This is a genomic window from Pseudarthrobacter sp. IC2-21 (assembly GCF_034048115.1).
Taxonomy (GTDB): Bacteria; Actinomycetota; Actinomycetes; order Actinomycetales; family Micrococcaceae; genus Arthrobacter; species Arthrobacter naphthalenicus.
In genome coordinates this window covers 1,178,430-1,204,241 of the sequence record NZ_CP139145.1, presented here as the reverse complement: position 1 = coordinate 1,204,241, position 25,812 = coordinate 1,178,430, and the positions used below count along the sequence as shown (strand labels likewise).

Annotated in this window: 20 protein-coding genes; 14 read left to right on the top strand and 6 right to left on the bottom strand. The window is 65.0% G+C overall.

What is annotated here, in order from left to right; genetic code table 11:
- Positions 1-55: 55 nt before the first annotated feature.
- The gene (locus SBP01_RS05570; protein ID WP_275212724.1) at positions 56-973 is read right to left on the bottom strand and encodes a bifunctional methylenetetrahydrofolate dehydrogenase/methenyltetrahydrofolate cyclohydrolase; all 918 of its coding nucleotides are present in this window, start codon (positions 971-973) and stop codon (positions 56-58) included.
- Between the two features lie 3 nt (positions 974-976).
- Positions 977-2,275, bottom strand: a complete 1,299-nt coding sequence (gene glyA / locus SBP01_RS05565) for a serine hydroxymethyltransferase (protein ID WP_275212726.1) — start codon at positions 2,273-2,275, stop codon at positions 977-979.
- Between the two features lie 271 nt (positions 2,276-2,546).
- Here glyA and purU point away from each other — a divergent pair, with 271 nt between their 5' ends.
- The 11 genes from purU to SBP01_RS05510 all read left to right on the top strand — a co-directional run bounded on the left by purU (position 2,547) and on the right by SBP01_RS05510 (position 14,822).
- Complete coding sequence (gene purU / locus SBP01_RS05560) at positions 2,547-3,407, top strand: formyltetrahydrofolate deformylase (protein WP_275212727.1); 861 nt, start codon at positions 2,547-2,549, stop codon at positions 3,405-3,407.
- A gap of 125 nt (positions 3,408-3,532) precedes the next feature.
- Entirely contained in the window at positions 3,533-4,051 is a 519-nt protein-coding gene (locus tag SBP01_RS05555) for a gamma carbonic anhydrase family protein (protein ID WP_320537799.1), read from the top strand.
- Positions 4,052-4,149: 98 nt separating this feature from the next.
- Positions 4,150-5,340, top strand: coding sequence for an ROK family transcriptional regulator (locus tag SBP01_RS05550; protein ID WP_275212729.1), 1,191 nt, complete (start codon positions 4,150-4,152; stop codon positions 5,338-5,340).
- Between the two features lie 133 nt (positions 5,341-5,473).
- Positions 5,474-7,030 (top strand): multiple monosaccharide ABC transporter ATP-binding protein, encoded by a 1,557-nt coding sequence (gene mmsA, locus SBP01_RS05545; protein WP_275212730.1) that lies wholly within the window; start codon positions 5,474-5,476, stop codon positions 7,028-7,030.
- Between the two features lie 46 nt (positions 7,031-7,076).
- Complete coding sequence (gene mmsB, locus SBP01_RS05540; RefSeq protein ID WP_275212731.1) at positions 7,077-8,360, top strand: multiple monosaccharide ABC transporter permease; 1,284 nt, start codon at positions 7,077-7,079, stop codon at positions 8,358-8,360.
- A gap of 49 nt (positions 8,361-8,409) precedes the next feature.
- Positions 8,410-9,513, top strand: a complete 1,104-nt coding sequence (locus SBP01_RS05535; protein WP_320537798.1) for a sugar-binding protein — start codon at positions 8,410-8,412, stop codon at positions 9,511-9,513.
- A gap of 271 nt (positions 9,514-9,784) precedes the next feature.
- On the top strand, positions 9,785-11,251 hold the full coding sequence (locus tag SBP01_RS05530; RefSeq protein WP_320537797.1) for an ABC transporter permease: 1,467 nt from the start codon (positions 9,785-9,787) through the stop codon (positions 11,249-11,251).
- Between the two features lie 2 nt (positions 11,252-11,253).
- Positions 11,254-11,943 carry an ABC transporter ATP-binding protein gene (locus SBP01_RS05525; RefSeq protein ID WP_320537796.1) on the top strand — a complete coding sequence of 230 codons (690 nt, stop codon included), beginning with the start codon at positions 11,254-11,256 and terminating at the stop codon, positions 11,941-11,943.
- 34 nt (positions 11,944-11,977) lie between these two features.
- Entirely contained in the window at positions 11,978-13,048 is a 1,071-nt protein-coding gene (locus SBP01_RS05520) for a Gfo/Idh/MocA family oxidoreductase (protein ID WP_320537795.1), read from the top strand.
- 110 nt (positions 13,049-13,158) lie between these two features.
- Positions 13,159-14,298 (top strand): serine/threonine-protein kinase, encoded by a 1,140-nt coding sequence (locus SBP01_RS05515; protein WP_320537794.1) that lies wholly within the window; start codon positions 13,159-13,161, stop codon positions 14,296-14,298.
- Positions 14,295-14,822 carry a hypothetical protein gene (locus SBP01_RS05510; protein ID WP_320537793.1) on the top strand — a complete coding sequence of 176 codons (528 nt, stop codon included), beginning with the start codon at positions 14,295-14,297 and terminating at the stop codon, positions 14,820-14,822. Before SBP01_RS05515 ends, SBP01_RS05510 begins: the two co-directional genes overlap by 4 nt.
- A 132-nt stretch (positions 14,823-14,954) precedes the next feature.
- Here SBP01_RS05510 and SBP01_RS05505 read toward each other — a convergent pair whose 3' ends face one another.
- Positions 14,955-17,165, bottom strand: a complete 2,211-nt coding sequence (locus SBP01_RS05505) for a catalase (protein WP_275212738.1) — start codon at positions 17,163-17,165, stop codon at positions 14,955-14,957.
- Positions 17,166-17,419: 254 nt separating this feature from the next.
- The gene (locus SBP01_RS05500) at positions 17,420-19,639 is read right to left on the bottom strand and encodes an NADP-dependent isocitrate dehydrogenase (protein ID WP_275212739.1); all 2,220 of its coding nucleotides are present in this window, start codon (positions 19,637-19,639) and stop codon (positions 17,420-17,422) included.
- Positions 19,640-20,163: 524 nt separating this feature from the next.
- Between SBP01_RS05500 and SBP01_RS05495 the strand changes: the two genes are divergently transcribed.
- Both SBP01_RS05495 and SBP01_RS05490 read left to right on the top strand, forming a co-directional pair.
- Entirely contained in the window at positions 20,164-21,138 is a 975-nt protein-coding gene (locus tag SBP01_RS05495) for a hypothetical protein (protein WP_320537792.1), read from the top strand.
- Positions 21,122-21,352, top strand: a complete 231-nt coding sequence (locus SBP01_RS05490; RefSeq protein WP_320537791.1) for a hypothetical protein — start codon at positions 21,122-21,124, stop codon at positions 21,350-21,352. Before SBP01_RS05495 ends, SBP01_RS05490 begins: the two co-directional genes overlap by 17 nt.
- A gap of 90 nt (positions 21,353-21,442) precedes the next feature.
- Here the strand turns inward: SBP01_RS05490 and purH are convergent, their stop codons facing one another.
- The gene (gene purH, locus SBP01_RS05485; protein ID WP_320537790.1) at positions 21,443-23,128 is read right to left on the bottom strand and encodes a bifunctional phosphoribosylaminoimidazolecarboxamide formyltransferase/IMP cyclohydrolase; all 1,686 of its coding nucleotides are present in this window, start codon (positions 23,126-23,128) and stop codon (positions 21,443-21,445) included.
- Between the two features lie 198 nt (positions 23,129-23,326).
- On the opposite strand from purH, the gene SBP01_RS05480 reads away from it, so the two are divergent.
- Entirely contained in the window at positions 23,327-24,679 is a 1,353-nt protein-coding gene (locus SBP01_RS05480) for an MFS transporter (RefSeq protein ID WP_320537789.1), read from the top strand.
- Between the two features lie 67 nt (positions 24,680-24,746).
- Here SBP01_RS05480 and SBP01_RS05475 read toward each other — a convergent pair whose 3' ends face one another.
- Positions 24,747-25,679 carry a hypothetical protein gene (locus SBP01_RS05475; RefSeq protein ID WP_320537788.1) on the bottom strand — a complete coding sequence of 311 codons (933 nt, stop codon included), beginning with the start codon at positions 25,677-25,679 and terminating at the stop codon, positions 24,747-24,749.
- Positions 25,680-25,812 lie beyond the last annotated feature (133 nt).

The following is a 25,812-nucleotide window of genomic DNA, read 5'->3' as shown; positions in this document are numbered from 1 at the left end:
CGCACCTTGCGCGAAAAAGGTGCGGCCCGCCGTCGGGCGCGATGTTTCTTGTGAGCTACGCGGTTGCCGAACCGCTTTCCTGTGCCACCTGGCGTTCCGCGGCTTCGACCACATTGGTCATGAGCAGCGCCACGGTCATGGGGCCCACGCCGCCGGGGTTCGGCGAAATCCATCCGGCCACTTCGGCAGCGGCGGGATCGATGTCGCCGTGGACCTTGCTCTTGCCCGTCTCGGGGTCGGTTTCACGGGTGACACCAACGTCGAGCAGCGCGGCACCGGGCTTGACGTCCGCGGCCTTGACGATGTGCTTGACCCCTGCGGCACCCACAATGACGTCGGCCTGCCGCAGCAGCTCGGAGAGGTTCTCCGTGCCGGTGTGCGTCAGCGTGACGGTGGCGTTCACGGACCGGCGCGTGAGCAGCAGGCCGATGGTACGGCCCACCGTGACACCGCGCCCCACCACAACGACGTGCTTGCCCGCGAGGCTGTAGCCGTTCCGCTCCAGGAGCTCGATGACGCCGCGGGGGGTGCACGGCAGCGGCGAGGTGATCTCGCCGCTGACGTTGAGCACCAGCCGGCCTAGGTTGGTCGGGTGCAGGCCGTCCGCGTCCTTGGCGGGGTCAATCCGCTCCAGGATGGCATCAGTATCCAAATGCTTGGGCAGCGGCAACTGCACGATGTACCCGTGACAGGCCGGGTCCGCATTGAGTTCGTCAATGAGGGCCTCAACCTGTTCCTGGGTGGAATCCGCCGGCAGCTCGCGCTGGATCGAATTCATGCCGATCGCCGCTGACTGTTTGTGTTTCATCGACACGTAGAGCTGCGAGGCCGGGTCCGCCCCCACAAGAACGGTGGCAATGCCGGGGACGACGCCTTTGGCCTTCAGGGCCGCAACACGTTCAACGAGCTCAGACTTGATGGCGGCGGCGGCGGCCTTGCCGTCAAGAACCTTGGCAGTTTGGGTCTTAGTCATGGATCACCACTGCTCGTGCTGCGGGTACAGCGGGAAGTCGGCGGCAAGCTTGTCGACGCGGGACTGCAGGGCCTCGACGTCGGTGGCCGAGCCGGCTTTCAGCGCGGTGGCGATGATCTCGGCGACCTCGGTGAACTCCCGGGCCCCGAAGCCTCGGGTGGCCAGGGCGGGGGTGCCGATGCGAAGGCCGGAGGTGACCATCGGCGGACGCGGGTCGAACGGAACGGCGTTGCGGTTCACCGTGATGCCCACGGAGTGCAGGAGGTCTTCTGCCTGCTGGCCGTCCAGCTGCGAGTTGCGCAGGTCCACCAGGACCAGGTGGACGTCGGTTCCGCCGGTGAGGACAGAGACGCCGGCCTCGGCGACATCAGCCTGGTTGAGGCGGTCCGCGATGATCCTGGCGCCTTCGAGCACACGCTCCTGGCGTTCCTTGAACTCCTCGGTGCCTGCGATCTTGAAGGCCACGGCCTTGGCGGCGATGACGTGCATCAGCGGGCCGCCCTGCTGGCCGGGGAAGACGTTGGAGTTGATCTTCTTGGCCCACTCCTGCTTCGCCAGGATCACACCGGAGCGCGGCCCGGCCAGGGTCTTATGAACCGTGGAGGTGACGACGTCGGAGTACGGCACCGGGCTCGGGTGCAGGCCGGCGGCTACCAGGCCGGCGAAGTGCGCCATGTCGGTCCAGAGCAGCGCACCCACCTCATCGGCGATGGAGCGGAAGGCTTCGAAGTCGAGGTGGCGCGGGTACGCGGACCAGCCGGCGATGATGACCTGCGGCTTCTCGGCGATGGCCTGTTCGCGCAACTTGTCCATGTCCACGCGGAAGGTGTCTTCCTCCACCTGGTAGGCAGCCACGTTGTACAGCTTGCCGGAGAAGTTCAGCTTCATGCCGTGGGTCAGGTGGCCGCCGTGTGCCAGGGACAGTCCCAGGATCTTGTCACCCGGGGTGATCATGGCGGACAGTGCCGCCGCGTTCGCCTGCGCACCGGAGTGCGGCTGGACGTTGGCGTACTCGGCGCCGAAGAGGGCCTTGACGCGGTCGATGGCCAACTGCTCGGCGATGTCCACATATTCGCAGCCACCGTAGTAGCGGCGGCCGGGGTAACCCTCGGCGTATTTGTTCGTAAGGACCGAGCCCTGGGCTTCCATCACGGCGCGCGGGGCGAAGTTCTCGGAAGCAATCATTTCCAGGGTGCCGCGCTGGCGGCCAAGTTCCTGTGCAAGGACTGCAGCGATTTCGGGGTCGAGCTCGGCCAGCGGCTGGTTGCTGACTTCTGCTGTGGTGGTGGCGGTAGTAGTCACGAAAAACTCCTGGCTAGGGATACGGGCACTGCTAAGGTCAGGCTACCGGCTGGCGTTCGGCACCGCCCCTACATGACAGGGGGTGAACGCGCGCAGGACGAAACTGGTCCCCTCAGGTTCCAGCTCTTTCCGGCAAGACATGACCCTCGGCCCAGGCGTACGATCCGTGGTCTTCGTGATTGCCGCTCCCTGGTGGTTAAGCCACCCAACGCCAGTTGCGACCAGCCCAGACTACCAAAAACGGCCGGGCCCCGCGGGTAGGCTAAATATCGTGACTGATGAGCAGCTGACCAAAGCGTACGTACTAACACTGTCCTGCCCGGACCGCCCGGGAATCGTCCATGCGGTGGCGGGCGCCCTGCTGGTGGCCGGCTGTAATATTTTGGACTCGCAGCAGTACGGCAGCCCCGCCACGGGCAACTTCTTTATGCGCGTGGAAGCCACGACGACGGCCTCCCGCGCCGAGCTTCACGCCGCCCTCGAGCCGGTGGCGGACGCGTTCGGGATGCAGTGGGGCCTCAACGCTGTGGGGCGGAAGGTGCGGACCCTGCTGATGGCCAGCACGTCCGCGCACTGCCTCAACGACATCCTCTTCCAGCAGCGCTCCGGCACCCTGCCCATCGATATCCCGGCCATCGTCTCGAACCACCGGGACCTCGCCGGCCTTGCCGAGTTCTACGGCATCCCCTTCCACTACATTCCGGTCACGCCGGACACCAAAGTGGAGGCCGAGGCCAAGCTGCGAGCCCTCATGGCCGAACACGACATCGAACTCACCGTGCTGGCCCGCTACATGCAGATCATTTCCGATGAGCTCTGCGCGGAACTGACCGGCAAGGCCATCAATATCCACCACTCATTCCTCCCCTCCTTCAAGGGCGCCAAGCCCTACCACCAGGCCCACGCCCGCGGGGTGAAGCTGATCGGCGCCACCGCACATTACGTCACGGCCGCCCTGGATGAAGGCCCCATCATTGAGCAGGAAGTCATCCGGGTGGACCACGCCCGGACCCCGGAACAGTTTGTGCAGATGGGCCGTGCCGTTGAGGGCAGGACCCTGACCCAGGCGCTCCAATGGCACGCCGAGCACCGGGTGCTGCTGGACGGCAACCGGACCGTGGTCTTCAACTAGCCCGTTTCCCTACCCCTTCCCCCTCCTCCCCCAAGTAAGTAGCAGCAAGTGTCGTTTTGACGGCTCAAAACGACATGTACTGCTACTTAGTTGGGGCCGGGGGCGGATGTCCTAGGCTTGGCGGTATGGCTCCTCTTCACACTTTCGCCGGCCATGCTCCGGCCGTCCACGAAACAGCGTTCATCGCCCCCACCGCGTCCGTCATCGGCAACGCCTCCCTCGCCCGGGATTCCAGCGCCTTCTACGGCGTATCCGTGCGCGCGGACACCGCCGCCATCATGGTGGGCCCCGGAAGCAACCTTCAGGACAACGTGGTGCTGCACGCGGATCCCGGCTTCCCCTGCACCGTCGGCGCCGGGGTCAGCGTGGGTCACGCCGCCGTCGTTCATGGTTGCACCGTGGAGGACGACTGCCTGATCGGCATGGGCGCGACCGTCCTCAATGGTGCAGTGATCGGCGCCGGCTCGCTGGTGGCGGCCGGTGCCGTGGTCCTGGAGGGGACGATTGTACCGCCGCGATCGCTGGTGGCAGGCGTACCCGCCAAGGTCCGGCGGGAACTTACCGACGAAGAGTTTGAGGGCGTAAAACAGAACGCCGCCCGCTATGTGGAACTCGCCCGCCTTCACCGCGACCTCCACGGATAACTTCTTCCCCGCCCGATTCTTGGCCGAACCGCGTGCCGGGCCACTCAGTTGCGTTAACTTCTTGACTACAACTGCCAACGTAAGGCAATCTACTTTTTATGTCCGCTACAGCGCGCCCAACGAAGAGCAGGGCGAAAAATCCAGGGTCCCAGTCCGCCCTGAGGCAACTGAACCAGCAGCGGATCATTGAGACCCTGATGAGCGGCCCGTCCACCCAGGCCGAGCTTGCACGGCAGACCGGGCTGTCCACCGCCACCGTCTCCAACATCGTCAAAATCATGCAGGACGCGGGCCTGGCGTCCACCGAACCGATCACCAGTTCCGGCCGCCGGGCGCTGAATGTCCGGCTCAACAGCAACGGCGCGGTAGCCGTCGGCATCGACTTCGGCAGGCGCCATCTGCGCGTGGTCCTGGCTTCCCTGAGCTACCACGTGATCGCGGAGGAATCCGTCCTGCTCCCGCTGGGCCACCAGTCAGAGGAGGGCATCGACGCGGCGGTGCTGCTGCTGGACAAGCTCCTGCTGGAAAGCGGCGTGGACCGCGCCGCACTGGTGGGTGCCGGCGTCGGAATCCCGGGGCCGATCGACCGCCGTACCGGCACTGTGGCGCAGGGTGCCATCCTCCCGGAATGGGTGGGCATCAACATCCTGCAGCACCTGGAAGAAACCCTCAAAATGCCCGTCTTTGTTGACAACGACGCCAATCTCGGCGCGTGGTCAGAGGTCACCTGGGGGCCCCATACCGGGGTCAGCAACCTGATGTTCCTTAAGATCGGATCGGGTATTGGCGCCGGCCTGATCCTCAACGGAGCGCCCTACTACGGCACGGTCGGCATCACCGGCGAAATCGGCCACGCCACCATCCACGAGCAGGGCCTGGTGTGCCGTTGCGGCAACCGTGGCTGCCTGGAGACCATCGCCTCCACCACCACCATGATTGAGCTGCTCAGCCGCGGCGAGGACCCCCCGGCCAGCCCGGCGGACATCGTCCGGAAGGCCCTGGCCCGCGATCCCGCCACACTGCGCGTGGTGGACGATGCGGGCCAGGCCGTGGGGCGCGCCCTGGGCAACGTAGCCAACCTGATCAATCCCGAAGTGATTGTGGTGGGCGGCCCTCTGGCAGGCCTGGGCGACCTGCTGCTTGACCCCATCCGGCGGGGCCTCATCCGGCACGCCGTCCCGGTTGTGGGCGAAACCACAACCCTGACGATGTCATCGCTGGGTGACCGCGCAGAGGCCCTGGGCGCGGCCGCTCTGGTGTTCCAGCACGCGGGGATCCGCAGCACGTAGACCAACTTGTTATGCGCCAATTGCGTTCAAGACTTGACGACAACCGGTGTGATCCAGTTTACTTTTTCATCAGACGACCCCCGCGCTTTGCGAGGGCGGACGAAGAAGTCACGTATTGGAGGCGTAAGGGCACATGACGTCCCAACCCACGCACACTGACCCCGTAATTCTGGAGATGCGCTCCATCACCAAGGAATTTCCCGGCGTCAAAGCACTGTCCGAAGTAAGCCTCCGGGTCAAGGCAGGCGAGATCCACGCGATCTGCGGCGAAAACGGCGCCGGCAAGTCCACGCTGATGAAGGTCCTGTCCGGTGTCTACCCGTACGGAAGCTACGACGGCGACATTGTGTACCAGAACGAAGTCCAGCAGTTCCGGGACATCCGGGCCAGCGAGCACGCCGGCATCGTGATCATCCACCAGGAACTGGCCCTCATCCCCGAACTGTCCATCATGGAGAACATCTTCCTGGGGAATGAGCCCACCAAGCGCGGTGTCATCGACTGGGCCGAAGCCCGGCGGCGGTCCCTCGACCTGCTGGCGCGCGTGGGCCTCCGAGACGACCCGGACACGCCTATCAAGGAGATCGGCGTCGGCAAGCAGCAGTTGGTGGAGATCGCCAAGGCCCTGAACAAGTCAGTGAAAATCCTCATCCTGGACGAACCCACCGCGGCGCTGAACGAATCGGACTCCCAGCACCTGCTGGACCTGATGCTGGGTCTCAAGGGCCGGGGCATTACTTCAATCATCATTTCCCACAAGCTCAACGAGATCGAGCAGATCGCCGATTCCATCACCATCATCCGGGACGGCAAATCGATCGAAACCCTTGATGTTAAGGCCGACGGCGTGGACGAGGACCGCATCATCAAGGGCATGGTGGGGCGCGCGCTTGAATCCCGCTTCCCGGACCACACACCGAAAATCGGCGAAGTGTTGTTCGAGGTCAAGAACTGGAACGTGGCACATCCGCAGATCCAGGACCGCATGGTCTGCAAGAACTCGAACTTCTTTGTGCGCCGCGGTGAGATCGTCGGATTTGCAGGGCTCATGGGTGCCGGGCGCACCGAACTGGCCCGGTCCATCTTCGGCCGGTCCTACGGCCACTTCGTCTCCGGACAGATCTACATGCACGGCAAGGAAGTAACCCTCAAGAGCGTTCACCAGGCGATCCAGGCCGGCCTTGGCTACGTCACCGAAGACCGGAAGTCCCTCGGCCTGAACCTGCTTGATGACATCAAGACAACCACGGTGTCAGCCAACCTGGAGAAGATCAGCAAACGCAGCGTGGTGGACACGAACAAGGAGTTTGCGGTTGCCGAGGAATACCGGAAGTCCCTCCGGACGAAGGCCCCTTCGGTGCAGGAGGGGGTGGCCAAGCTGTCCGGCGGAAACCAGCAGAAGGTAGTCCTGGCCAAGTGGATGTTCACTGACCCGGAACTGCTGATCCTGGATGAACCCACCCGCGGGATCGACGTCGGAGCCAAGTACGAGATCTACGGCATCATCCAGCAACTGGCCAACCAGGGGAAAGGCGTCATTGTGATTTCCTCCGAACTGCCTGAACTGCTGGGACTCTCGGACCGCATTTACACCATCTTCGAGGGCGCCATCACGGGCGTACTCGACAAGGCGGAAGCGAGCCAGGAAAGCCTGATGAAGCTCATGACCTCCGCCCGAAAGGCCGCCTAATCCTCTGGATCCTTCCAGAACCTTCCAGATACAAGGACCGAAAACAATGAACGCGCTCAAGAAACTCTTCGGTGGCGACACCCGCCAGTTCGGGATGATCTTTGCCCTCGTGGCTCTGATAGTTCTCTTCCAGTGGCTCACAGGCGGCATCACCCTCACACCGGGCAACGTCATCAACCTCTTCAACGGAAACTCCTACATCCTTATCCTGGCCATCGGCATGGTGCTGGTCATCATCGCCGGGCACATTGACCTGTCGGTCGGCTCGGTGGCTGCCTTCGTGGGCATGGTGGTGGCCATCTGCATGAGGGACTGGCACCTTCCCTGGTTTGTCGCGATCCTGCTGGGCCTGGGCCTCGGCGCCCTGATCGGTGCGTGGCAAGGCATGTGGACGGCGTATGTGGGCATACCAGCGTTCATTGTGACCCTGGCCGGCATGCTGATCTTCCGCGGTGCACAGCAGTTCGTGGGCCAGTCCAACTCGATTCCCGTCCCCAGGGAGTTCCAGTACATCGGCGCCGGCTACCTCCCTGAAGTGGGGCCGGACACCGGCTTCAACAACCTCACCGTCCTTCTGGGGCTTGCAGGCGTCGCGTTCGTGATCTTCGGCGAAGTCCGACGGCGGCGCAACGCCAAGGCGCTCGGCGCAGAGGTTTCGGAGACCTGGGTGAGCGTCCTTCGGCTCGTCCTGATCTGTGGAGCCATCCTCTATGCAACGTACCTCTTCGCCACGGGCCGTCCCGGCACATCGTTCCCGATTCCGGGGCTCATCCTCGCCGTTATGGTTTTGGTCTACGGCTTCATCTCCTCCAAAACCGTGGTTGGCCGGCACGTCTACGCCGTCGGCGGCAACCGCCACGCTGCGGAACTCTCCGGTGTGAAGTCCAAGAAGATCAACTTCCTGGTCATGATGAACATGTCCATCATCGCCGGTTTGGCGGGCATGATCTTCGTGGCCCGCTCCACTTCTGCCGGTCCTTCGGACGGCACCGGCTGGGAACTTGACGCCATCGCCGCTGTCTTCATTGGCGGCGCGGCAGTCACCGGCGGCGTGGGTACCGTCATCGGATCCATCGTCGGAGGCTTGGTCATGGCCGTCCTGAACAACGGCCTGCAGCTGCTCAGCGTGGGTGCGGACTGGCAGTCCATGATCAAGGGTCTGGTGCTGTTGGTGGCTGTGGCCGTCGACGTCTACAACAAGTCCCAAGGCCGCGCGTCGATTATCGGGTTGATGATGAAGAACTTCAGCCGACCGTCCAACGGCACAGGCACACCGCTGCAGCCGGACGAAGTCACCTCCACCAGAGAAACCATTTCCAAGGAAGCCTGAGCAGTTCAGCTTCCCGCCCCCAACACCCCAAAAGAAAGTGGACACAGAAATGCGAATGTTTGGCAAAGCAGGAAAGGCAGCAACGATAGCTGCGATCGCAGCACTGGCGCTGACAGGCTGCGGACGTTCCGAACCAAGCACCTCAGGCGGCGGCGCCAGCGGGGGAACCGGCGGGTTCCCCCAGGACTCCGCGATCGGCGTCGCACTTCCCAAGAAGACCAGCGAGAACTGGGTATTGGCGGAAAAGCTGTTCAATGACGGGCTTAGCAGTGCCGGTTTCAAGCCCACGGTGCAGTTCGCCAACAATGGTGTGGCCGAACAGCAGAACCAGATCAGCGCCATGATCTCCAAGGGCGCAAAGGTCATCATCGTGGGTGCCCTTGACGGCTCCCAGCTGGGAACGCAGCTCCAGCAGGCAAAGGATGCAGGCGCCACCATCATCGCCTACGACCGCCTCCTGCTGAACACCGAAAACGTGGACTACTACGTGGCTTACGACAACTTCAAAGTCGGCGTGCTGCAGGGCCAAGCCCTGCTGGACGGTATGAAGGCGAAGAAGCCGGCCGGCCCTTACAACATCGAACTTCTGGCCGGGTCGCCGGATGACGCCAACGCGAAGGTCTTCTTTGACGGCGCCATGTCGGTCCTCAAGCCGAAGATCGACGACGGAACGCTGAAGGTCCTCTCGGGCCAGACGACATTCGAGAAAGCTGTCACGCAGGACTGGAAGGCCGAGAACGCCCAGCGGCGGATGGATACCCTGTTGACCGGTTCATACGGGACGGCCTCGCTGGACGGTGTCCTCTCACCGAACGACACCCTTGCCCGGGCTGTCATCACGTCCGTCAAGGCGGCTGGCAAGCCGATTCCGGTCGTCACCGGACAGGACTCCGAAGTTGAGTCCGTGAAGTCGATCATGGCCGGCGAGCAGTACTCCACCATCAACAAGGACACCCGCAAGCTCGTTGAGCATGCGATTGTTATGGTCAAGGACCTCCAGGCCGGCAAGAAGCCTGAGATCAATGACGACAAGTCCTACAACAACGGCACGAAGGTTGTCCCGGCGTTCCTGCTTCCGCCGGTCATCGTGACCAAGGAGAACGTGAAGACGGCCTACACGGACGACCCGGTACTCGGCCCGATCACCAAGTAACCAAGAAGTAACTGCATAACCGGGCCCCGGCCCGCCGGCAACGGCGGACCGGGGCCTTTTGCCGCCCCCGCCAAACCCTCCCTCACCTAATGCGGGTTTCCAGCAAACCCTCTCACCTAATGCGGGTTTCCAGCAAACGCTCCCTCACCTGCCGATTCACGGCCCACGCATTCACAGCCCGCGCATAGGTATGCCACCGCAGGGGCACAGCAGCGCTGAGCACTGTGGAGGCAGGGGCCCGCACCAGGCGGCCCATGTCCCGAGGAGTACAGTGAGCGTCCTTGCCCGGAGTGTTGGCAACGCCTTCAGAAACAAAGTCCGAACAGCTGCCGTCGTGGCGGTCCTTGCCGTCGCCATCGGACTTGCCCTGGCCATGCTGGTGGCCAACCAGGCTGTCGGCGCAAAAGTCCAGGAGCTCAATGCCTCCGTGGGTACCGTGCTGACCGTCAACCCGGCCGGCGGCCAGGGCTTCGACGGCGGCGGCGAGCCGCTGACAGCCGAACAGGCCGGAACCGCAGCCGCCGTCCCCAACGTCAGCTCCGTCGTCGGGACCAGTTCCCTCCGGCTCCGCAACGCTACCGAAGCGGCAGCACAGTCCGCCGCAGGAACCCAGGCGGGCGGCCCCCAGGGCGCACCGGGCGGCGGCCAGAGCCAGAACCAGGGCACCGCCACAGTTACCACCAGCCTCACCGCCGCGATCGACGCCGGCACCCTGGGCGGCCGCAACCAGGCCGCCAACGGCACCACAGGGACCTCCGGCACCGCCACGGCGCAGCCGGCCCGCTCACTGCCCATCACCGCAACGGGCATCGGCGCCGAGGTGGACAGCACAGGCAAGGCACTGGGCATCACCCAGGGCAACGGCCTGGGGGACTACACCGCCGAATCAACCAACGCTCTCCTGGGCACCACGTTGGCGGAAAAGAACGGCCTGGGCGTGGGCTCCACCTTCAGCATCAATGACAGGACCTTCACGGTGGCCGGCCTGTTCGATTCCGGCACCACCTTCGGCAACAACGCCCTCTATGTGACCCTTCCCGCGGCGCAGGGCCTCGCTGAACTTCCCGGCGAGCTCTCCTCCATGATCGTCACCGTCAACAGCATGGAAAACGTCGATTCCGCCAAGACCGCCCTCCAGGCCGCCCTCGGCACCGACAAGGCAGACGTCACCCAGGGCCAGCGCAACCTCGAAACGGCGGTCAGCTCCCTGGACAGCGTCAAGAACATCTCCCTCATCGCGTTCATCGCAGCGCTGGGCACGGCGGGCCTGATCATCCTCCTGATCATGGTCATGCTGGTCCGCGAGCGCCGCCGCGAGATTGGCGTGCTCAAGGCGATCGGCGCGCCCAACCGCACCATCGGACTCCAGTTCGTCCTGGAGGCGCTGGTAGTGGTGGCGATGGGCAGCGTGGTGGGCGCCGCCGTCGCCTCCTTCGCCAGCGGCGGCATCGCGTCCGCGCTGATCAGTTCCAGTTCAACAACGACGACGGCGGCCTCCACCGGGCGCGGCGTCGGCGGCGGGGCGGCCGGGTTCCCCGGCGGCGGCTCCGGCATGCCGGGCCAGGGCGGCCCGTTCGGCGGCGCCTCGCAGCTGCTGACCTCGGTCACCGCGAGCGCCTCCCCCGGCGTGATCGCGGCCGGCATCGCGGCAGTGTTCGGCGTGGCCATCATCGGCGCCCTGATCCCTGCCCTGCTCACGGCCCGCATCCGTCCCATCGAAGTCCTGCGAGGAGAATAACCATGATTGAAGTCAAGAACCTGGTCCGCACTTTCAACTCCGGCGACCGCACCATCAGACCGGTCAACGATGTCAGTTTTGTCCTGGAGCAGGGCACCCTGGCATCCATCGTGGGCAAGAGCGGCAGCGGCAAGAGCACCCTGTTGTCCCTCCTCGGTGCGCTGGACAAACCCACCAGCGGAGACGTCGTCGTGAACGGCGTCAGCCTGGCCGCCATGCCGGACAGCAAGCTGACCGAGTACCGGCGCCGGGACATCGGTTTTGTGTTCCAGCAGTTCAACCTCATCCCGAACCTCTCCGCGGTGGACAACGTGATGCTCCCCATGGAGTTCGCCGGCGTCCGGAAGACCCAGCGCCGGCAGCGGGCACAGGACCTGCTGGAGCAGGTCCAGCTGGACCCCGCAAAGCAGGTCCGGCGCATCAACCGGCTGTCCGGCGGCGAGCAGCAAAGGGTGGCCATTGCCCGCGCGCTGGCCAACGAACCCAAGCTGATCCTCGCGGACGAGCCCACCGGCAACCTTGACGAACAGACCGGCGACCACATCATCGAGCTCCTGAGCGCACTCAGCCGTGACCACAACACCACCATCCTGGTGGTCACGCACGACAGGGCGCTGGCGAATAAGACCGACCGCCGCTTCCGGCTCCAGCAGGGCAGGCTGACCGAAGAACCGGTCCGGGCCATGGTCTGACGCCCCGGCAGTCCGGGGTGAGAGGATGGGCACCATGAGCGCGCTAATTGCCACGCCGTGGTTGTCCAGCCAGCCCGACCAGGACCCGCGGTCCGCTACCGGGAGGCCGTTGCGCTGGGGTGTCATTGCCACCGGCGGGATTGCCCGTTCCGTGTCGCGGGACCTGGCGCTGCTGGCGGATGCGGAGTTATACGCCGTCAGCTCCCGCGGCCGGGACACAGCGGAGAGCTTCGCCACCGCCTATGATTTCGCCCGCAGCTACTGGGACGACGACGGCGTCCCCGGCTACCAGCATCTGCTCGCCGACGACGCGGTGGACGTTGTCTATGTCGCCACGCCGCACGCGCAGCACCATCAGATTGTGCTGGCGGCGCTCAATGCCGGCAAGCACGTCCTGTGCGAAAAGGCCTTCACCATCAACGCGCGTGAGGCCAGCGAGCTGGTGGCCGTGGCCCGCGAACGGAGGCTCTTCCTGATGGAGGCCATCTGGAGCCGGTTCCTGCCGGGGATGCAACGGGCCTTCGAGATCGCGGCGTCGGGAGAACTGGGGGACGTGCACTGGGTGACTGCCGATCTGGGCTTTCCGGCCCCGTACTCTCCGACCTCCAGGCTGTGGGCCCGGGAGGCCGGCGGCGGTGCGCTCCTGGACATTTCCGTCTACCCGCTGCTGTGGGCCCTGGGAACCTTGGGGTTCCCCCAGACAGTCAGTGCCGCGGGTTCCATTAACGACGACGGCGTGGACTCCCAGAACGCTCTGACGCTTGGCTACAACCACGGCGCCCAGGCCCAGCTGACGTCCTCGCTGCTGGCATTCGGTCCCCGGACGGCCACCGTGGCGGGAAGCCTGGGCTACTTGCAGAGCGCGGGTTCCATCAACAACCCGAGGGAACTGGTAATCAGTGTGGGCCTTGGCGAGCTGCGCACCGAGCCGTTCGACGTCGTCGGCCTCGGCTACACCTACGAGCTTCGCGAGGTGACCCGTTGTATCCAGCAGGGTGTCACCGAAAGTCCGGTGATGCCGCTGGAGGATTCCATCAAAACCATGCGTCTCTTCGACGGCGTCCGCGGGCAGCTGGGGGTCAGCTACCCGAACGACGTCCACTAAGGGCGGCGCCCTGCACGGAGCGCGCAAAACGACAGTAGCCTTAGTTTCCCCGTTCACCGGTATAATTTGACGTACAACAGTGCCGCAGTGCACACCGGGAGGAACGGGTCATGGGGGCGGAATCGCCTAGCTCCATCAAGGATGAAGTGGTTGGCGGACGCTACCGTTTGGGTGACGTGATCGGCCGCGGCGGCATGTCCACCGTTTACTGTGCCCATGACGAAAACCTTGGCCGGGACGTGGCCTTGAAGCTTTTCGCACCGCAGGCCCCGGATGCCGACGAGCTGAAACGCCAGGAAGCGGAGATCCAGCTGCTGGCAACCCTCAACCACCCCAGCCTGGTGACGTTGTTCGACGCCGGGATTGACACCCGCATCCCCGGTGAACCCCGGCCGTTCCTGACCATGGAACTGGTCGAAGGCCAGGACCTTCGCAGCCGCATCAGGCACAGCCCCGTCCCCCTGGACGAACTGGCTGTGATCGGGGCGGGCATTGCCGACGCCCTGGCGTACGTTCACGGTCTGGGTGTCATCCACCGGGACATCAAGCCCGGCAATATCCTCCTGGTTCAGATCCGCCCGGGCGAGCCCCTGCGTCCCAAGCTGACGGACTTCGGCATAGCCAGGATCGTTGACGCGACACGGCTCACTGCCACGGGAACCATGGTGGGGACTGCCGCGTACCTCAGCCCGGAGCAGGCTTTGGGCTCGCCGCTGTCTCCTGCCACGGACATCTACTCCTTCGGGCTTGTCCTGTTGGAGTGCATCAAGCAAACGATTGAGTATCCGGGTAACGCGGTCGAGTCGGCCGTGGCACGCCTGCACCGCTCGCCTGAGATCCCGGACGATGTCCCCTCCGAGTGGGCCGACCTGATCCGCTCCATGACGGCCATCGAGCCGTTGGAACGTCCGGCGGCGGCCGACGTCGAAACGGTGCTCCGGCAAGCACTGGTCTCGCCGGCATCCACCCCGGGTGAACTCGCGCTGGAAACCACCCGGGTGCTCCCGGCCATGCCTTTCAGGCCCCCCTCCATCGCGATCACCGCCGAAACTGAGCTGCCCCCTGCCCCGCGGCGATCCAGGCGTTTCTGGCTTTACATCATTCTGGGCCTCCTCGCCGTGGTGGCTGCCGCAACGGCCCTGACCGTCAGCCTCGCTGCACAGCAAACGCCCGACGTCGTCCCCTACCCCACGGTCACCGGCAGCCTGGGTGACCACCTCCAGGAACTCCAGAAAAGCGTGGAACCATGACGTCAGGGCAGAACGTCCGCCGGGGCCGCTGCGCTTTGCGCTGCCTGTCAGCAGCTGCGGCCGCCCTTCTGTTTGCCGGATCCCTGGCCGCCTGCGGTCCGGCGGACTCGGGCTTGAAGCAGGACACTGCGGCGAAACTTCAGCAACGCGTCCTGAGCGTCAGCCAGGCCGCCGCGGGTAATGACCCAACGGGTGCGCTCAACGAGTTGACGGCGCTCGAGGCAGACCTGGCGGCGGCTACCGACAACGGGACCGTATCGGATGCCCGCCGGCGCTCGATCACAACTGCGGTTGCGGCCGTCCGGGCAGACCTCAATGACGTCCTCGCGGCGGCAGCGGCAGCCGCGAAGACCGCCGAGGACGCCGCCGCAGCCCAGCGGCAGGCTGAAGCGGATGCTACCGCGGCTGCCGCCGCTGCCGCTGCTGCCGAGGCCAACAATGCGGCTCCCGCACCGGTTGCACCCGCCCCCGCCCCGGCACAGAACAACGGCAAAGCCGGCAAGGGAAAAGGCAAGGACGGCTGACGGCCACCAACGGCTGGGCTGCCCGTTACTGAGTTTGCACGCCCGCAACGGAAGCGGCGCCCCGGTTTCCCGGGGCACCGCTTCTGACTGTCCGCTAAACGGAGGCAGGTCCTTCTTGGTTAGCCGGAAAGCTTAGTTGGCCGGAAAGCGTTCCCACACACGGTGGTTCGCCAGCAGTTCCGCGATTTGCGGAACCAGCTCACCTGCCGTGCCCGCCGCGACAACACCGGCAGTGTCCTGAGGGATGCCGGCCGTTTCAAGCGTCGCAGAGTGTTCCCCCCACGCCCCCAGCGCCTTGGCATGCCGGAACGCTTCGGAAAGCAGCAGCACAACCCGCGGATCCAGTGAAGCGCCGGGTTCGCCGGCCTTGGCGTCACGGCCGGCTGTGGCATCCGAAGCCCGCATTGCTCCGCCGGCAACTATGACTGCATCGAATTCGGTGGAGCGCGCGGTGAGGTAGGTCCGTTGGACGGGGACGCCGCCGTCGCCCTCTTCACCCAGGGTTCCGCCGGCCGGTGCGATGACCAGCGGCACGATGCCCAAAGCGTCCAGTGCCTTGCGTGCTGCGTTGACCTCCTCAAGGTCGCTGTCCTGATCCGCCATGATCCCTACTACGCGGCCGGCCACCGGCCAGGTCTTGCCCAGCTGCGACAGGGCGGGGCTGGGTTCGGCGTCGGCAACGTCCTCGGTGGCGGCCGGCGCGGGCATGCCCAGGCCCTTCGCCACGGCCGCGCACAGGTCCGTGTCCACATTGGCCAGGGCAAGCAACTGCCGCTCCCGGATTGCCTTCTCGTAGCACTTGCCCAGTTCGAAGGTGTAGGCCTGGATCACGTGATCCTGCTCCACGGGGGTGAGGCTGCGGAAGAACAGCCGGGCCTGGCTGTAATGATCGCTGAAGGATGCCGGGTTCTTCCGCTCCTTGATGGACGCGGCAAGCTCTTCCGGCACGTCAATGAAGGCGCTCATGTCCTGGCCGGCGAGGAACGGGCAGCCGCCGTCCAGCGAATTGGGGTGGTACGGTGCCGCCCCGCCGTGCACCGCCTGCTGGTGCATGCCGTCGCGGAGCATGTCATTCACCGGTGCCTGCGGACGGTTGATCGGGATCTGGCCGAAGTTTGGACCGCCAAGCCGGGAGATCTGGGTGTCAAGGTAGGAAAACAGCCTGACCTGCAGCAGCGGGTCGTTGGTAACGTCGATGCCAGGCACCAAATGTCCTGGATGGAAGGCCACCTGCTCGGTCTCCGCGAAATAGTTGGTGGGGTTGGCGTTGAGCGTCATGATGCCGATGGGCTGGACCGGGGCCAACTCCTCGGGAACGAACTTGGTGGGGTCCAGCAGGTCGATGCCCTCGAACATCTGGTCCTCGGTATCCGGGAAGGTCTGCACCCCCAGTTCCCATTCCGGGAAAGCGCCGGCTTCGATGGCGTCGGCCAGGTCCCGGCGATGGAAGTCCGGGTCCATCCCGTTGATGATCTGGGCTTCTTCCCAGACCAGCGAGTGGACGCCCTGCTTGGGCTTCCAGTGGAACTTCACCAGCGTGGTCTTTCCCTCGGCGTTCACGAAGCGGAAAGTGTGGACGCCGAAACCTTCCATGGTCCGCAAGGACCGCGGGATCCCCCGGTCGGACATGTTCCACATGGTGTGGGCCTGCGCCTCAGTGTGCAGGGAAACAAAATCCCAAAAGGTGTCATGGGCGCTCTGGGCCTGCGGAATCTCCCGGTCCGGGTGGGGCTTTCCGGCGTGGATAAGGTCCGGAAACTTGATGCCGTCCTGAATGAAGAAGACCGGGATGTTGTTGCCCACGAGGTCGTAGGTGCCTTCATCCGTGTAGAACTTGGTGGAAAATCCCCGCGTGTCACGGACGGCGTCCGCAGACCCGCGCGAGCCCAGGACCGTGGAAAAGCGTACGAAGACCGGCGTTTCCACATCCTTGGCCAGGAAGCCGGCGCGGCTGATCCTGGCGGCGGTGCCGTAGGACCTGAACACTCCATGCGCGCCCGCGCCACGGGCGTGCACCACACGCTCCGGAATGCGTTCGTGGTCGAAATGCGTGATCTTTTCCCGGAGGTGGTGGTCCTGCAGCAGGACAGGTCCGCGCGGGCCGGCTTTCAGGGAATGGTCCGTGTCGCCGAGCCTGAGCCCCTGCGCTGTGGTGAGGTACTGCCCCGACTGGGCACGCGCGGTCAGAGGCGCCCCGGTCGGCGTCCCCGTTGGTGAGACTGCTTCCGGGCCCTGCTGGTCCGGCTTGGGCGGCAGGGGCTCACGCGGAGTGGTGGGCTCGTCGAGGGCCGCGGGTTCACTGGCAGGAACACCGGGAATCTGGATGTTGCTTTCTTCAGGCACGGATTTTTCTCCTCTGGGGTGGGCAACCTCAGCAGTCATCGGCAATCCGCCGAGATACTAAGCGTACTTAGTACCCTAGGGAAAGATGCCTCCTGCCACAACCCGGGTTCCGGTATTCGGGCCGGGAATGCTCCGATGTGGCCGCCAAGAAACCCGGCACGGCGGAACGCCTCACCCACCGATTCCGAAGAAAAAAGGCGGTGCCCCGGTTTCCCGGGGCACCGCCTTTTACTGTTCTTCAGGCTCAGAGAACCTTAGCTCAGCGTGGCAATGACCTTGTTCAGCGTTGCGGAGGGCCGCATGACAGCGGAGGTCTTGGCGTCGTCCGGACGGTAGTAGCCGCCGATGTCCACCGGTGAGCCCTGCACCGCGGCGAGTTCGCCAACGATGGTTTCCTCGTTGGACGTCAGTTCGCCGGCAACAGCGGAGAATGAGGCTGCGAGCTCGGCGTCCTCGGTCTGCTTGGCCAGTTCCTCGGCCCAGTACCGTGCCAGGTAGTAGTGGCTGCCGCGGTTGTCCAGCTCGCCCGCGCGGCGGCTCGGGGACTTGTTTTCCAGCAGGAAGGTCCCCGTTGCCTTGTCCAGGGTGTCGGCCAGCACCTGCGCACGGGCGTTGTTGGTGGTGGTGGCCAGGTGCTCGAAGCTCACGGCCAGGGCCAGGAACTCGCCCAGGCTGTCCCAGCGAAGGTGGTTTTCCTTGAGCAGCTGCTGGACGTGCTTCGGGGCTGACCCGCCTGCACCGGTCTCGAAGAGTCCGCCGCCGTTCATCAGCGGAACCACGGAGAGCATCTTGGCGCTGGTTCCGAGTTCCAGGATCGGGAACAGGTCCGTGAGGTAGTCCCTGAGCACGTTTCCGGAGACGGAGATGGTGTCCTCGCCCTTGCGGATGCGCTCCAGGGTGAAGGCGGTTGCCTTCTCCGGGGACATGATCTCGATCTGCAGGCCCGTGGTGTCGTGGTCCTTGAGGTACTCGTTAACCTTGGCGATCAGGTTGCGGTCGTGGGCGCGGCTTTCATCCAGCCAGAAGACGGCGGGCATCTTGGAGGCGCGGGCGCGGGTGACGGCCAGCTTGACCCAGTCGCGGATGGGGGCGTCCTTGGTCTGGCAGGCACGCCAGATGTCACCGGGGGCCACGTCGTGTTCGATCAGCACGTTGCCGGCGCCGTCAACGATCTGCACCTTGCCGGCTTCCTGGATTTCGAACGTCTTGTCGTGGCTGCCGTATTCCTCGGCCGCCTGCGCCATCAGGCCCACGTTCGGGACGGTGCCCATGGTGGTCGGATCGAAGGCCCCGTGGGCGCGGCAGTCATCAAGGACTACCTGGTAGACGCCTGCGTATGAGCTGTCCGGCAGGACGGCCAGGGTGTCGGCTTCCTTGCCGTCCGGGCCCCACATGTGGCCGGAGGAGCGGATCATGGCCGGCATGGAGGCATCCACAATGATGTCCGAGGGAACGTTCAGGCTGGTGATGCCCTTGTCCGAGTCCACCATCGCCAGGGCCGGACCGTCGTCGAGGCCCTTCTTGATGAGTGCCTGGACTCCGGCGCGAACGTCCTCCGGCAGGTCCTCAAGGCTGCTCAGAATGGCGGCCAGGCCGTTGTTGGGGCTGATGCCGGCGGCGGCCAGCTGCTTGCCGTAGGTCTCGAAGAGCTCGGAGAAGTAGGCCTTCACCACGTGACCGAAGATGATGGGGTCCGACACCTTCATCATGGTGGCCTTCAGGTGCGCGGAGAAAAGGACACCTTCCTCCTTGGCGCGGGCAACCTGGGCTTTGAGGAACTCATCCAGGGCTGCGGCGCGCATCACGGTGCCGTCGATGACTTCGCCGGCCAGAACCGGGAAGGCCTTCTTCAGGACCTTGACGGAGCCGTCTTCGCGCACCAGCTGGATGGCGATGGTGCCGTCGGCGTCGATGACCACGGACTTCTCGTTGGAGCGGAAATCGTCCTTGGCCATGGTGGCCACGTTGGTTTTGGAGTCCGCCGACCAGGCACCCATGGAGTGCGGGTTCTGGCGGGCGTAGTTCTTCACCGACAGCGGCGCCCGGCGGTCCGAGTTGCCTTCACGCAGGACGGGGTTCACGGCGGAGCCCTTGATCTTGTCGTAGCGGGACCGGACGGCCGTCTCTTCATCGGAGGCGGGGTTGTCCGGGTAGTCCGGCAGGTTGTAGCCCTGGCTCTGGAGCTCGGCGATGGCGGCCTTCAGCTGCGGGATGGATGCGCTGATGTTCGGGAGCTTGATGATGTTGGCTTCCGGCGTCTTCGCCAGTTCACCGAGTTCAGCAAGGGCGTCACCGGTCTGCTGCTCCGGGGTGAGGTAGTCACCGAACACGGAGATGATGCGGCCTGCGAGCGAAATGTCACGGGTCTCCACCTCCACACCTGCAGTCGAAGCAAATGCCTCGATGATCGGCAAGAACGAATACGTAGCCAGCATCGGCGCTTCGTCGGTGTGGGTATAGATAATCTTGGACATGCGCGGGCGTCTCCCTAGAGGTCGGCTGTGGAAATTTGGTCTATTTCACCACGCCTAACTTACCCGAGGTCACAGCTTTGAGCCCTACCCGGGACGGCCGGGAGGCCCCGTATTACCGCCGGTTTGGGGGCAGTGCGCGGCGCACGACGGCGGGCGGCACCCCGCCGGGGAGAGTCGCCGTCGTGATTTGCCACCGGTAAGGCCCGCCGGCGGGCGGGGCAACTGTCGGCGCCGCTTGTGGGGAAGATCACGCGGGCAGGGCTGCACGTACTTGGGGCCGCGGATCGCCTTGGCGAGTTCCGGAAAGCGATCACGATTTGGGCCCCGACTTCGTTCAGAGTCCGCTGCCCGGACCGGAGAAGTCATTGATATGAGAAAAGTACCCCCTGGCCTCATCTTTTTCCAGACTGACGCGGCACCGGGGACGGTTTTACTATTTACAAAAGTCGTGTTGCATCGGTAGGTTCTACTGGTCATGGGCGGGCTCAGTGAGACCGCTCTCTCACCGTTCAGACAGGACAATCATGACGCGAACCAGGTCCTTGGCGGCCAGCCTCCTCAGCCTCACCGCAGCTGCCATGCTGGCGCTGGTGGGGGCCGGAACCGCGAACGCCGTTCCGGCTGCGTCAGGCGATAAGACAGCCCCCGTGGTGGCCAGCGCCAAGGTGGACAGCACCGGCGCCGCGGAATACTGGACTGCGGACCGCATGCGCGCCGCGATTCCCGGCGATGCCCTGGCCGGCGCTGCCCCCGGCCGCGTGGCCACCTCCCCAGACACGGTTGCCAAGGGCAAGAACACCAAGGTCAAGCCCAGCACCGCAGCCAAAACCAACAGCAGCAGCCCCAAGTTCGCCCGCGAGGCGGCAACGGTGGACAACATCGGCAAGGTTTTCTTCACCATGGGCGGGGCCAACTATGTGTGCTCCGGTAATGCCGTCACGTCCGCGAACGGAAGCACCGTGGCGACGGCCGGCCACTGCGTCAATAGCGGTCCGGGCGCCTTCGCCAAGAACTTCATCTTTGTTCCGGCCTATGAGAATGGTGCGGCGCCCTACGGACGGTGGACGGCCAAGAGCCTGCACACCACCCCCCAATGGCAGCAGAAGGGGGATATCGCCTTTGACACCGGCTTCGCGGTCATGAACCCCAATGCGGACGGCGAGAGTCTCACGGACGTTGTGGGAGGGTCCGGCGTTGAGTTCAATTCTGATCGCGGCGTGCAGTACACCTCCTATGGCTACCCCGCCTCCGCGCCCTACAACGGCGAAACACTGTGGAGCTGCAAGGGCAAGGCAACGGATGACACCACGCATCCTGAATTCAACACCCAGGGAATCCCGTGCACCATGACCGGCGGCTCCTCCGGCGGCCCCTGGTTCCTCTCCAGCGGCCTGCAAAACTCCATCAACAGCTACGGCTATAACAGCGCCAACGTGATGTACGGCCCGTACTGGGGCCAAGTCATTGAGGATACGTACACCCTTGCCCAGGCAGCCTAAAAAGTCGCAGGACCCGGCCCCGGACCGGCGACCGGGCGGACGGCCGCTGGAGGGTTCCGTCAGCCATAGTGAATCGGACCAGACGCCCGAAGAAATCCTCGCGTACTGGACCCCGGAAAGGATGGCGGCGGCAAAGCCCCGGGAGCTTCGCCTCCCGGACCCTGCCCCGGGGGCGCCGGACGACGACGCGGACCCGGACGCGAATCATTCCTGAATTCCAGTTCCAACGCCCGACGGCGCCTCTCCCCTCATCGGGGACAGGCGCCGTCGGGCGTTCTACTTCAGTGCAGTCTTCGAGTGGGGGTCAGTGGAAGAAGTGGCGGGCACCCGTGAAGTACATGGTGATGCCGGCGGCGTTGGCCGCGGCGATGACTTCCTCATCCCGGACGGACCCGCCCGGCTGAACCACGGCGCGGACGCCGGCGTCGATCAGGATCTGCAGGCCGTCGGCGAACGGGAAGAACGCGTCCGAGGCGGCAACGGCGCCGCGGGCACGCTCCGGTGCGTTGGCAGCGCTGGTGTTGGAGGCACCGCCGGCACCTTCGACGTCGGACTCCACCGAGACACCGAGCGAGTTGGCCCGCTCCACGGCGAGGCGGCAGGAGTCCAGCCGGTTGACCTGGCCCATGCCGATGCCGACGGCTGCGCCGTTGTCCGCGAGCAGGATGGCGTTGGACTTGGCTGCGCGGCAGGCGGTCCAAGCGAAGGCCAGGTCCGCGAGCGTCTTCTCGTCCGCGGCTTCACCGGCGGCGAGGGTCCAGTTGGCGGGGTTGTCGCCGTCGGCGTCCACCTTGTCAGTGGCCTGGACCAGCATGCCGCCGGAGACCTGGCGGAATTCCGTCGGGTAGCGGCCGTAGCCCTCGGGCAGGGCCAGCAGGCGGATGTTCTTCTTCTTGGCGAGGATTTCGACCGCTTCGGGTTCGAAGGCCGGGGCGATGACCACTTCGGTGAAGATGCCGGCCACCGTGCGGGCCATGCCGGCCGTCACGGTGCTGTTGGCAGCGATGACGCCGCCGAACGCTGAGACCGGATCGCAGGCGTGGGCCTTGGCATGGGCGTCGGCGATCGGATCTTCAGCATCGGCCGACCCAACGGCCACACCGCAGGGGTTGGCGTGCTTGATGATGGCGACGGCGGGCTCGGTGAAGTCGAACGCGGCGCGCAGGGCGGCGTCGGCGTCGACGAAGTTGTTGTAGCTCATGGCCTTGCCGTGCAGCTGGTCAGCCTGGGCGATGCCGGCCGGAGCAGCCTTATCGACGTACAGCGCGGCCTGCTGGTGGGGGTTTTCGCCGTAGCGCAGGACCTCGGAGCGTTCCAGGGATAGGCCGGCGTAGGCGGGCCAGTCGATGATGCCGTCGCCGTCCTCATCCTTGAACTGGCTGGCCGTCCAGGTGGCCACCGCGTTGTCGTACGCGGCGGTGTGGGCAAACGCTTTCGCGGCCAGCCGGCGTCGGGTCTTCAGGTCAAAGCCGCCTTCAGCCGCGGCGGTGACCACCTGGCCGTAGAAGCCGGGGTCAACCACAATGGCGACGGCGGCGTGGTTCTTCGCTGCTGAACGCACCATGGCGGGACCGCCGATATCGATCTGCTCCACCACGTCATCCTGTGCGGCGCCGGACTTGACCGTCTCCACGAAGGGGTAGAGGTTCACCACGACGAGGTCGAAGGTCTCGATCTCCATCTTGGTCAGCGTGTCCATGTGCGCCGGGACGCGGCGGTCGGCCAGGATGCCGCCGTGGACCCGGGGGTGCAGTGTCTTGACGCGGCCGTCGAGCATTTCCGGGGAGCCGGTGACTTCCTCGACTTCCTGGACCGGGATGCCGGCCGCGGCGATCTTCTTGGCCGTTGAACCGGTGGACACAATCTTCACGCCCGCTGCGTGCAGTCCTTTGGCGAGCTCCTCCAGACCGGTCTTGTCGTAGACCGAGATCAGGGCCCGGCGGATGGGAACCCGGTCGATGGATACACGTTCAGGCTGCGTGAAGCTCACAAAAGTCTCCGTCTTATGTCGCGGACCAGTGCCGCGGGTGGGCCGCGGGTGGTGGGGGTAGGGCCAGTTTATCGTGTTGTCCGCTGCCTCCGTTTTGCGGGCGGCCGGTGCGCTGCCCGGACTGCACCCCGGACGCGCGAAGCGACGCCACGCAGATCCCGACTTCGCGTGCCTCTAAGATTTAGGCAGGAGGCTGCGATGAATATTTACACCACTGTGCCCAGCGGCGAACAGGTGGTCCAGGAACTGCCGTGGCGGTGGAAGGTCCAGGGCCGGATCTTTGTGATCGGCGGCCTCGGATTCATGTTCGATGCCTGGGACGTGACGCTGAACGGCATCCTCATCCCGCTGCTCTCCACCCACTGGGCACTCGCGGCCGGTGAGGTGGCCTGGGTGGGCACAGCCAACCTGATCGGCATGGCCCTGGGCGCCTTTGTGTGGGGAACCATTGCGGACACCATCGGGCGGAAGAAGGCGTTCACGGCAACGCTGCTGATCTTCTCGCTGTTCACCGTGCTCGGCGCGTTCTCCCCGGACTTCATCTGGTTCTGCGTGTTCCGCTTTATGGCCGGCTTCGGCCTGGGCGGCTGCATTCCCGTGGACTATGCGCTGGTGGGTGAGTTCACACCCCGGAAGCAGCGCGGCAAGGTCCTCACCGCGATGGACGGCTGGTGGCCGGTGGGCGCGGCCCTGGCGGGCTTTGTATCCGCCGCAATGGTGGGCATCTTCGGGGACTGGCGGCTGACCATGCTGGTGATGGTGCTGCCGGCGCTGCTGGTGTTCTGGATCCGGCGCAGTGTCCCGGAGTCTCCGCTGTTCCTGATCCGCAAAGGCCGCCGGGAGGAAGCCGCCCGAGTCATTGATGACCTCGTGGCAGCCACCGGCGCCGAACCCCGGGCCTACAGCCTGCCGGATGCGCAGGACGTTCCGCGGCTGTCCGCCGGCAGCGCCTGGCATCAGCTGCGCCTGGTCTGGCAGTTCAACTGGAAGATCACCACCACCGCATGGGCCCTGTTTTTCAGCATCCTGCTGGTCTATTACCTGTCCCTGACGTGGATGCCGCGGATCCTGATCGGTGCCGGTTTCGCGGAGTACAAGGCCTTCGTGACCACGGCCTCCATGTCGGCCGTGGGCCTGCTGGGCGTGGTGGTCGCCGCCCTGCTGGTGGAGCGCGTGGGCCGCAAGTGGATTCTGGCCATCACGGGCCCGCTCTCGGCGCTGACCCTGGTGATCGTGGCGTTTGTGGTGGACATCCCGTCGGCGGCGATCTTCTGGCTGCTCGTGTTCGGCTTTATCGTCCAGGTGGCCATCCCGGTGCTCTACGCCTATGTGTCCGAGCTGTACCCCACGGAGCTGCGCGGCACGGGGTTTGGCTGGGCCTCGACGTTCTCCCGGCTGGGTGCCGGCCTTGGGCCACTCATTTTCGCCAACTACTTCTGGCCCGAGCTCGGCCTGGCCACCTCCTTCGCCCTGGCCGGCGGGCTTGTCCTGGTTGCCGTGCTGTGGATGGCGTTCTTCTCCCCCGAAACCAAGCTGCGCCGCCTCGACTAGGCCCCCCTTGCCCAACTAGGTAGCGCCAACTGTCGTTATGGACGCTCAAAACGGCAGATAGCGCTACCTACTTGGGCGACCAGCCTCGGGTCATAAGCGCCGAACGGACTTTGGCGACGGCGGCCCGCGCGTCGTTCTGCATGTGGCGTTTGGAGATTCTGACCGGCAGCCAGCCCGCCCTTGCGAAATCCTCCTCGCGGGCGATGTCCCTGACGATCCGGGCCACCTCAGAGTGTCCATCGCCTTCGTATTCCACTGCCACTTTGTGGTCCCGATAGGCGAGATCAGGCTGACGTACGACGCCGGCTCCCAGGTCCGCGCGCATGTTCAATTTCGGTTCCGGCAATCCCGCGTACTCCAGTGCCAGCCGCAGCCTCGTTTCCGGGGCGGAATCAGCCCCGACTCTGGCCTGTTCGAGGGCAAGGCGGGCCTTTTGAATCCCCGGGGTCCCCTTGTGCCGGTCGAGCATATCCTCAAGGTCTTCCTTGGTCGCGAAGGGTTCAGCCCTCCCTTCGAAGTCCGGCCGAGGAATCCTCAACAGGTGATCCGCTACGACAGTTATCTCATCAATGCTCATTTTCCGGGCGCAGTCCAGCCACGTTCGGGCACGCGAGGTGACCAGCAGGCCGTTGAAATTAACGATTTCGTCGTCGAAGAACTGGCCCCGGTGACCCTTCACTCCCGGACGGCGCATGATGGCCACCGAATCGGGCCGGGAGATATGAATCAGCTGCTCATCGCTTCCCGGGAGGAAGCCCGGGAACTCCCACAACAGGAACGCCGACGCATGGGAAGCCGCGGCTGACTCCGTAACCAGGGTGTAGGGGCGAATGCTGCGGTCAAGAGGGCAGTCCTCCACCTCCGGCACCCGGACGCCGCGGCTGGGGCGCCCCAAGCCCTGGTGACGCAACCTACGTTGGGTGATCCCGGCGTCGGCCGCTTCTTTCAGTGTGAACGGAAGGGAGGACAACGGCTGGGGCAGTTCGCTGGGGACCTTCATCTGCCCATGGTGGCAGGCCCGCGAGAAGGCCGCTGAAGTTATCCACAGGCTCCCCTCCGTCAACCCAAGTAGGTAGCGCTATCTGTCGTTCTGAGGGGTCAAAACGACAGATAGCGCTACCTACTTGGGAGGG

Bases quoted from the DNA above. Each gene is read 5' to 3' on its own strand.
- SBP01_RS05510 (WP_320537793.1), top strand. From the start codon at position 14,295: ATGACGTCAGGGCAGAACGTCCGCCGGGGCCGCTGCGCTTTGCGCTGC.
- SBP01_RS05520 (WP_320537795.1), top strand. From the start codon at position 11,978: ATGAGCGCGCTAATTGCCACGCCGTGGTTGTCCAGCCAGCCCGACCAG.
- SBP01_RS05570 (WP_275212724.1), bottom strand. From the start codon at position 973: ATGACTAAGACCCAAACTGCCAAGGTTCTTGACGGCAAGGCCGCCGCC.
- mmsA (WP_275212730.1), top strand. From the start codon at position 5,474: ATGACGTCCCAACCCACGCACACTGACCCCGTAATTCTGGAGATGCGC.
- SBP01_RS05500 (WP_275212739.1), bottom strand. From the start codon at position 19,639: ATGTCCAAGATTATCTATACCCACACCGACGAAGCGCCGATGCTGGCT.
- SBP01_RS05515 (WP_320537794.1), top strand. From the start codon at position 13,159: ATGGGGGCGGAATCGCCTAGCTCCATCAAGGATGAAGTGGTTGGCGGA.
- SBP01_RS05495 (WP_320537792.1), top strand. From the start codon at position 20,164: ATGACGCGAACCAGGTCCTTGGCGGCCAGCCTCCTCAGCCTCACCGCA.
- SBP01_RS05475 (WP_320537788.1), bottom strand. From the start codon at position 25,679: ATGAAGGTCCCCAGCGAACTGCCCCAGCCGTTGTCCTCCCTTCCGTTC.
- SBP01_RS05550 (WP_275212729.1), top strand. From the start codon at position 4,150: ATGTCCGCTACAGCGCGCCCAACGAAGAGCAGGGCGAAAAATCCAGGG.
- SBP01_RS05480 (WP_320537789.1), top strand. From the start codon at position 23,327: ATGAATATTTACACCACTGTGCCCAGCGGCGAACAGGTGGTCCAGGAA.
- SBP01_RS05535 (WP_320537798.1), top strand. From the start codon at position 8,410: ATGCGAATGTTTGGCAAAGCAGGAAAGGCAGCAACGATAGCTGCGATC.
- SBP01_RS05555 (WP_320537799.1), top strand. From the start codon at position 3,533: ATGGCTCCTCTTCACACTTTCGCCGGCCATGCTCCGGCCGTCCACGAA.
- SBP01_RS05525 (WP_320537796.1), top strand. From the start codon at position 11,254: ATGATTGAAGTCAAGAACCTGGTCCGCACTTTCAACTCCGGCGACCGC.
- mmsB (WP_275212731.1), top strand. From the start codon at position 7,077: ATGAACGCGCTCAAGAAACTCTTCGGTGGCGACACCCGCCAGTTCGGG.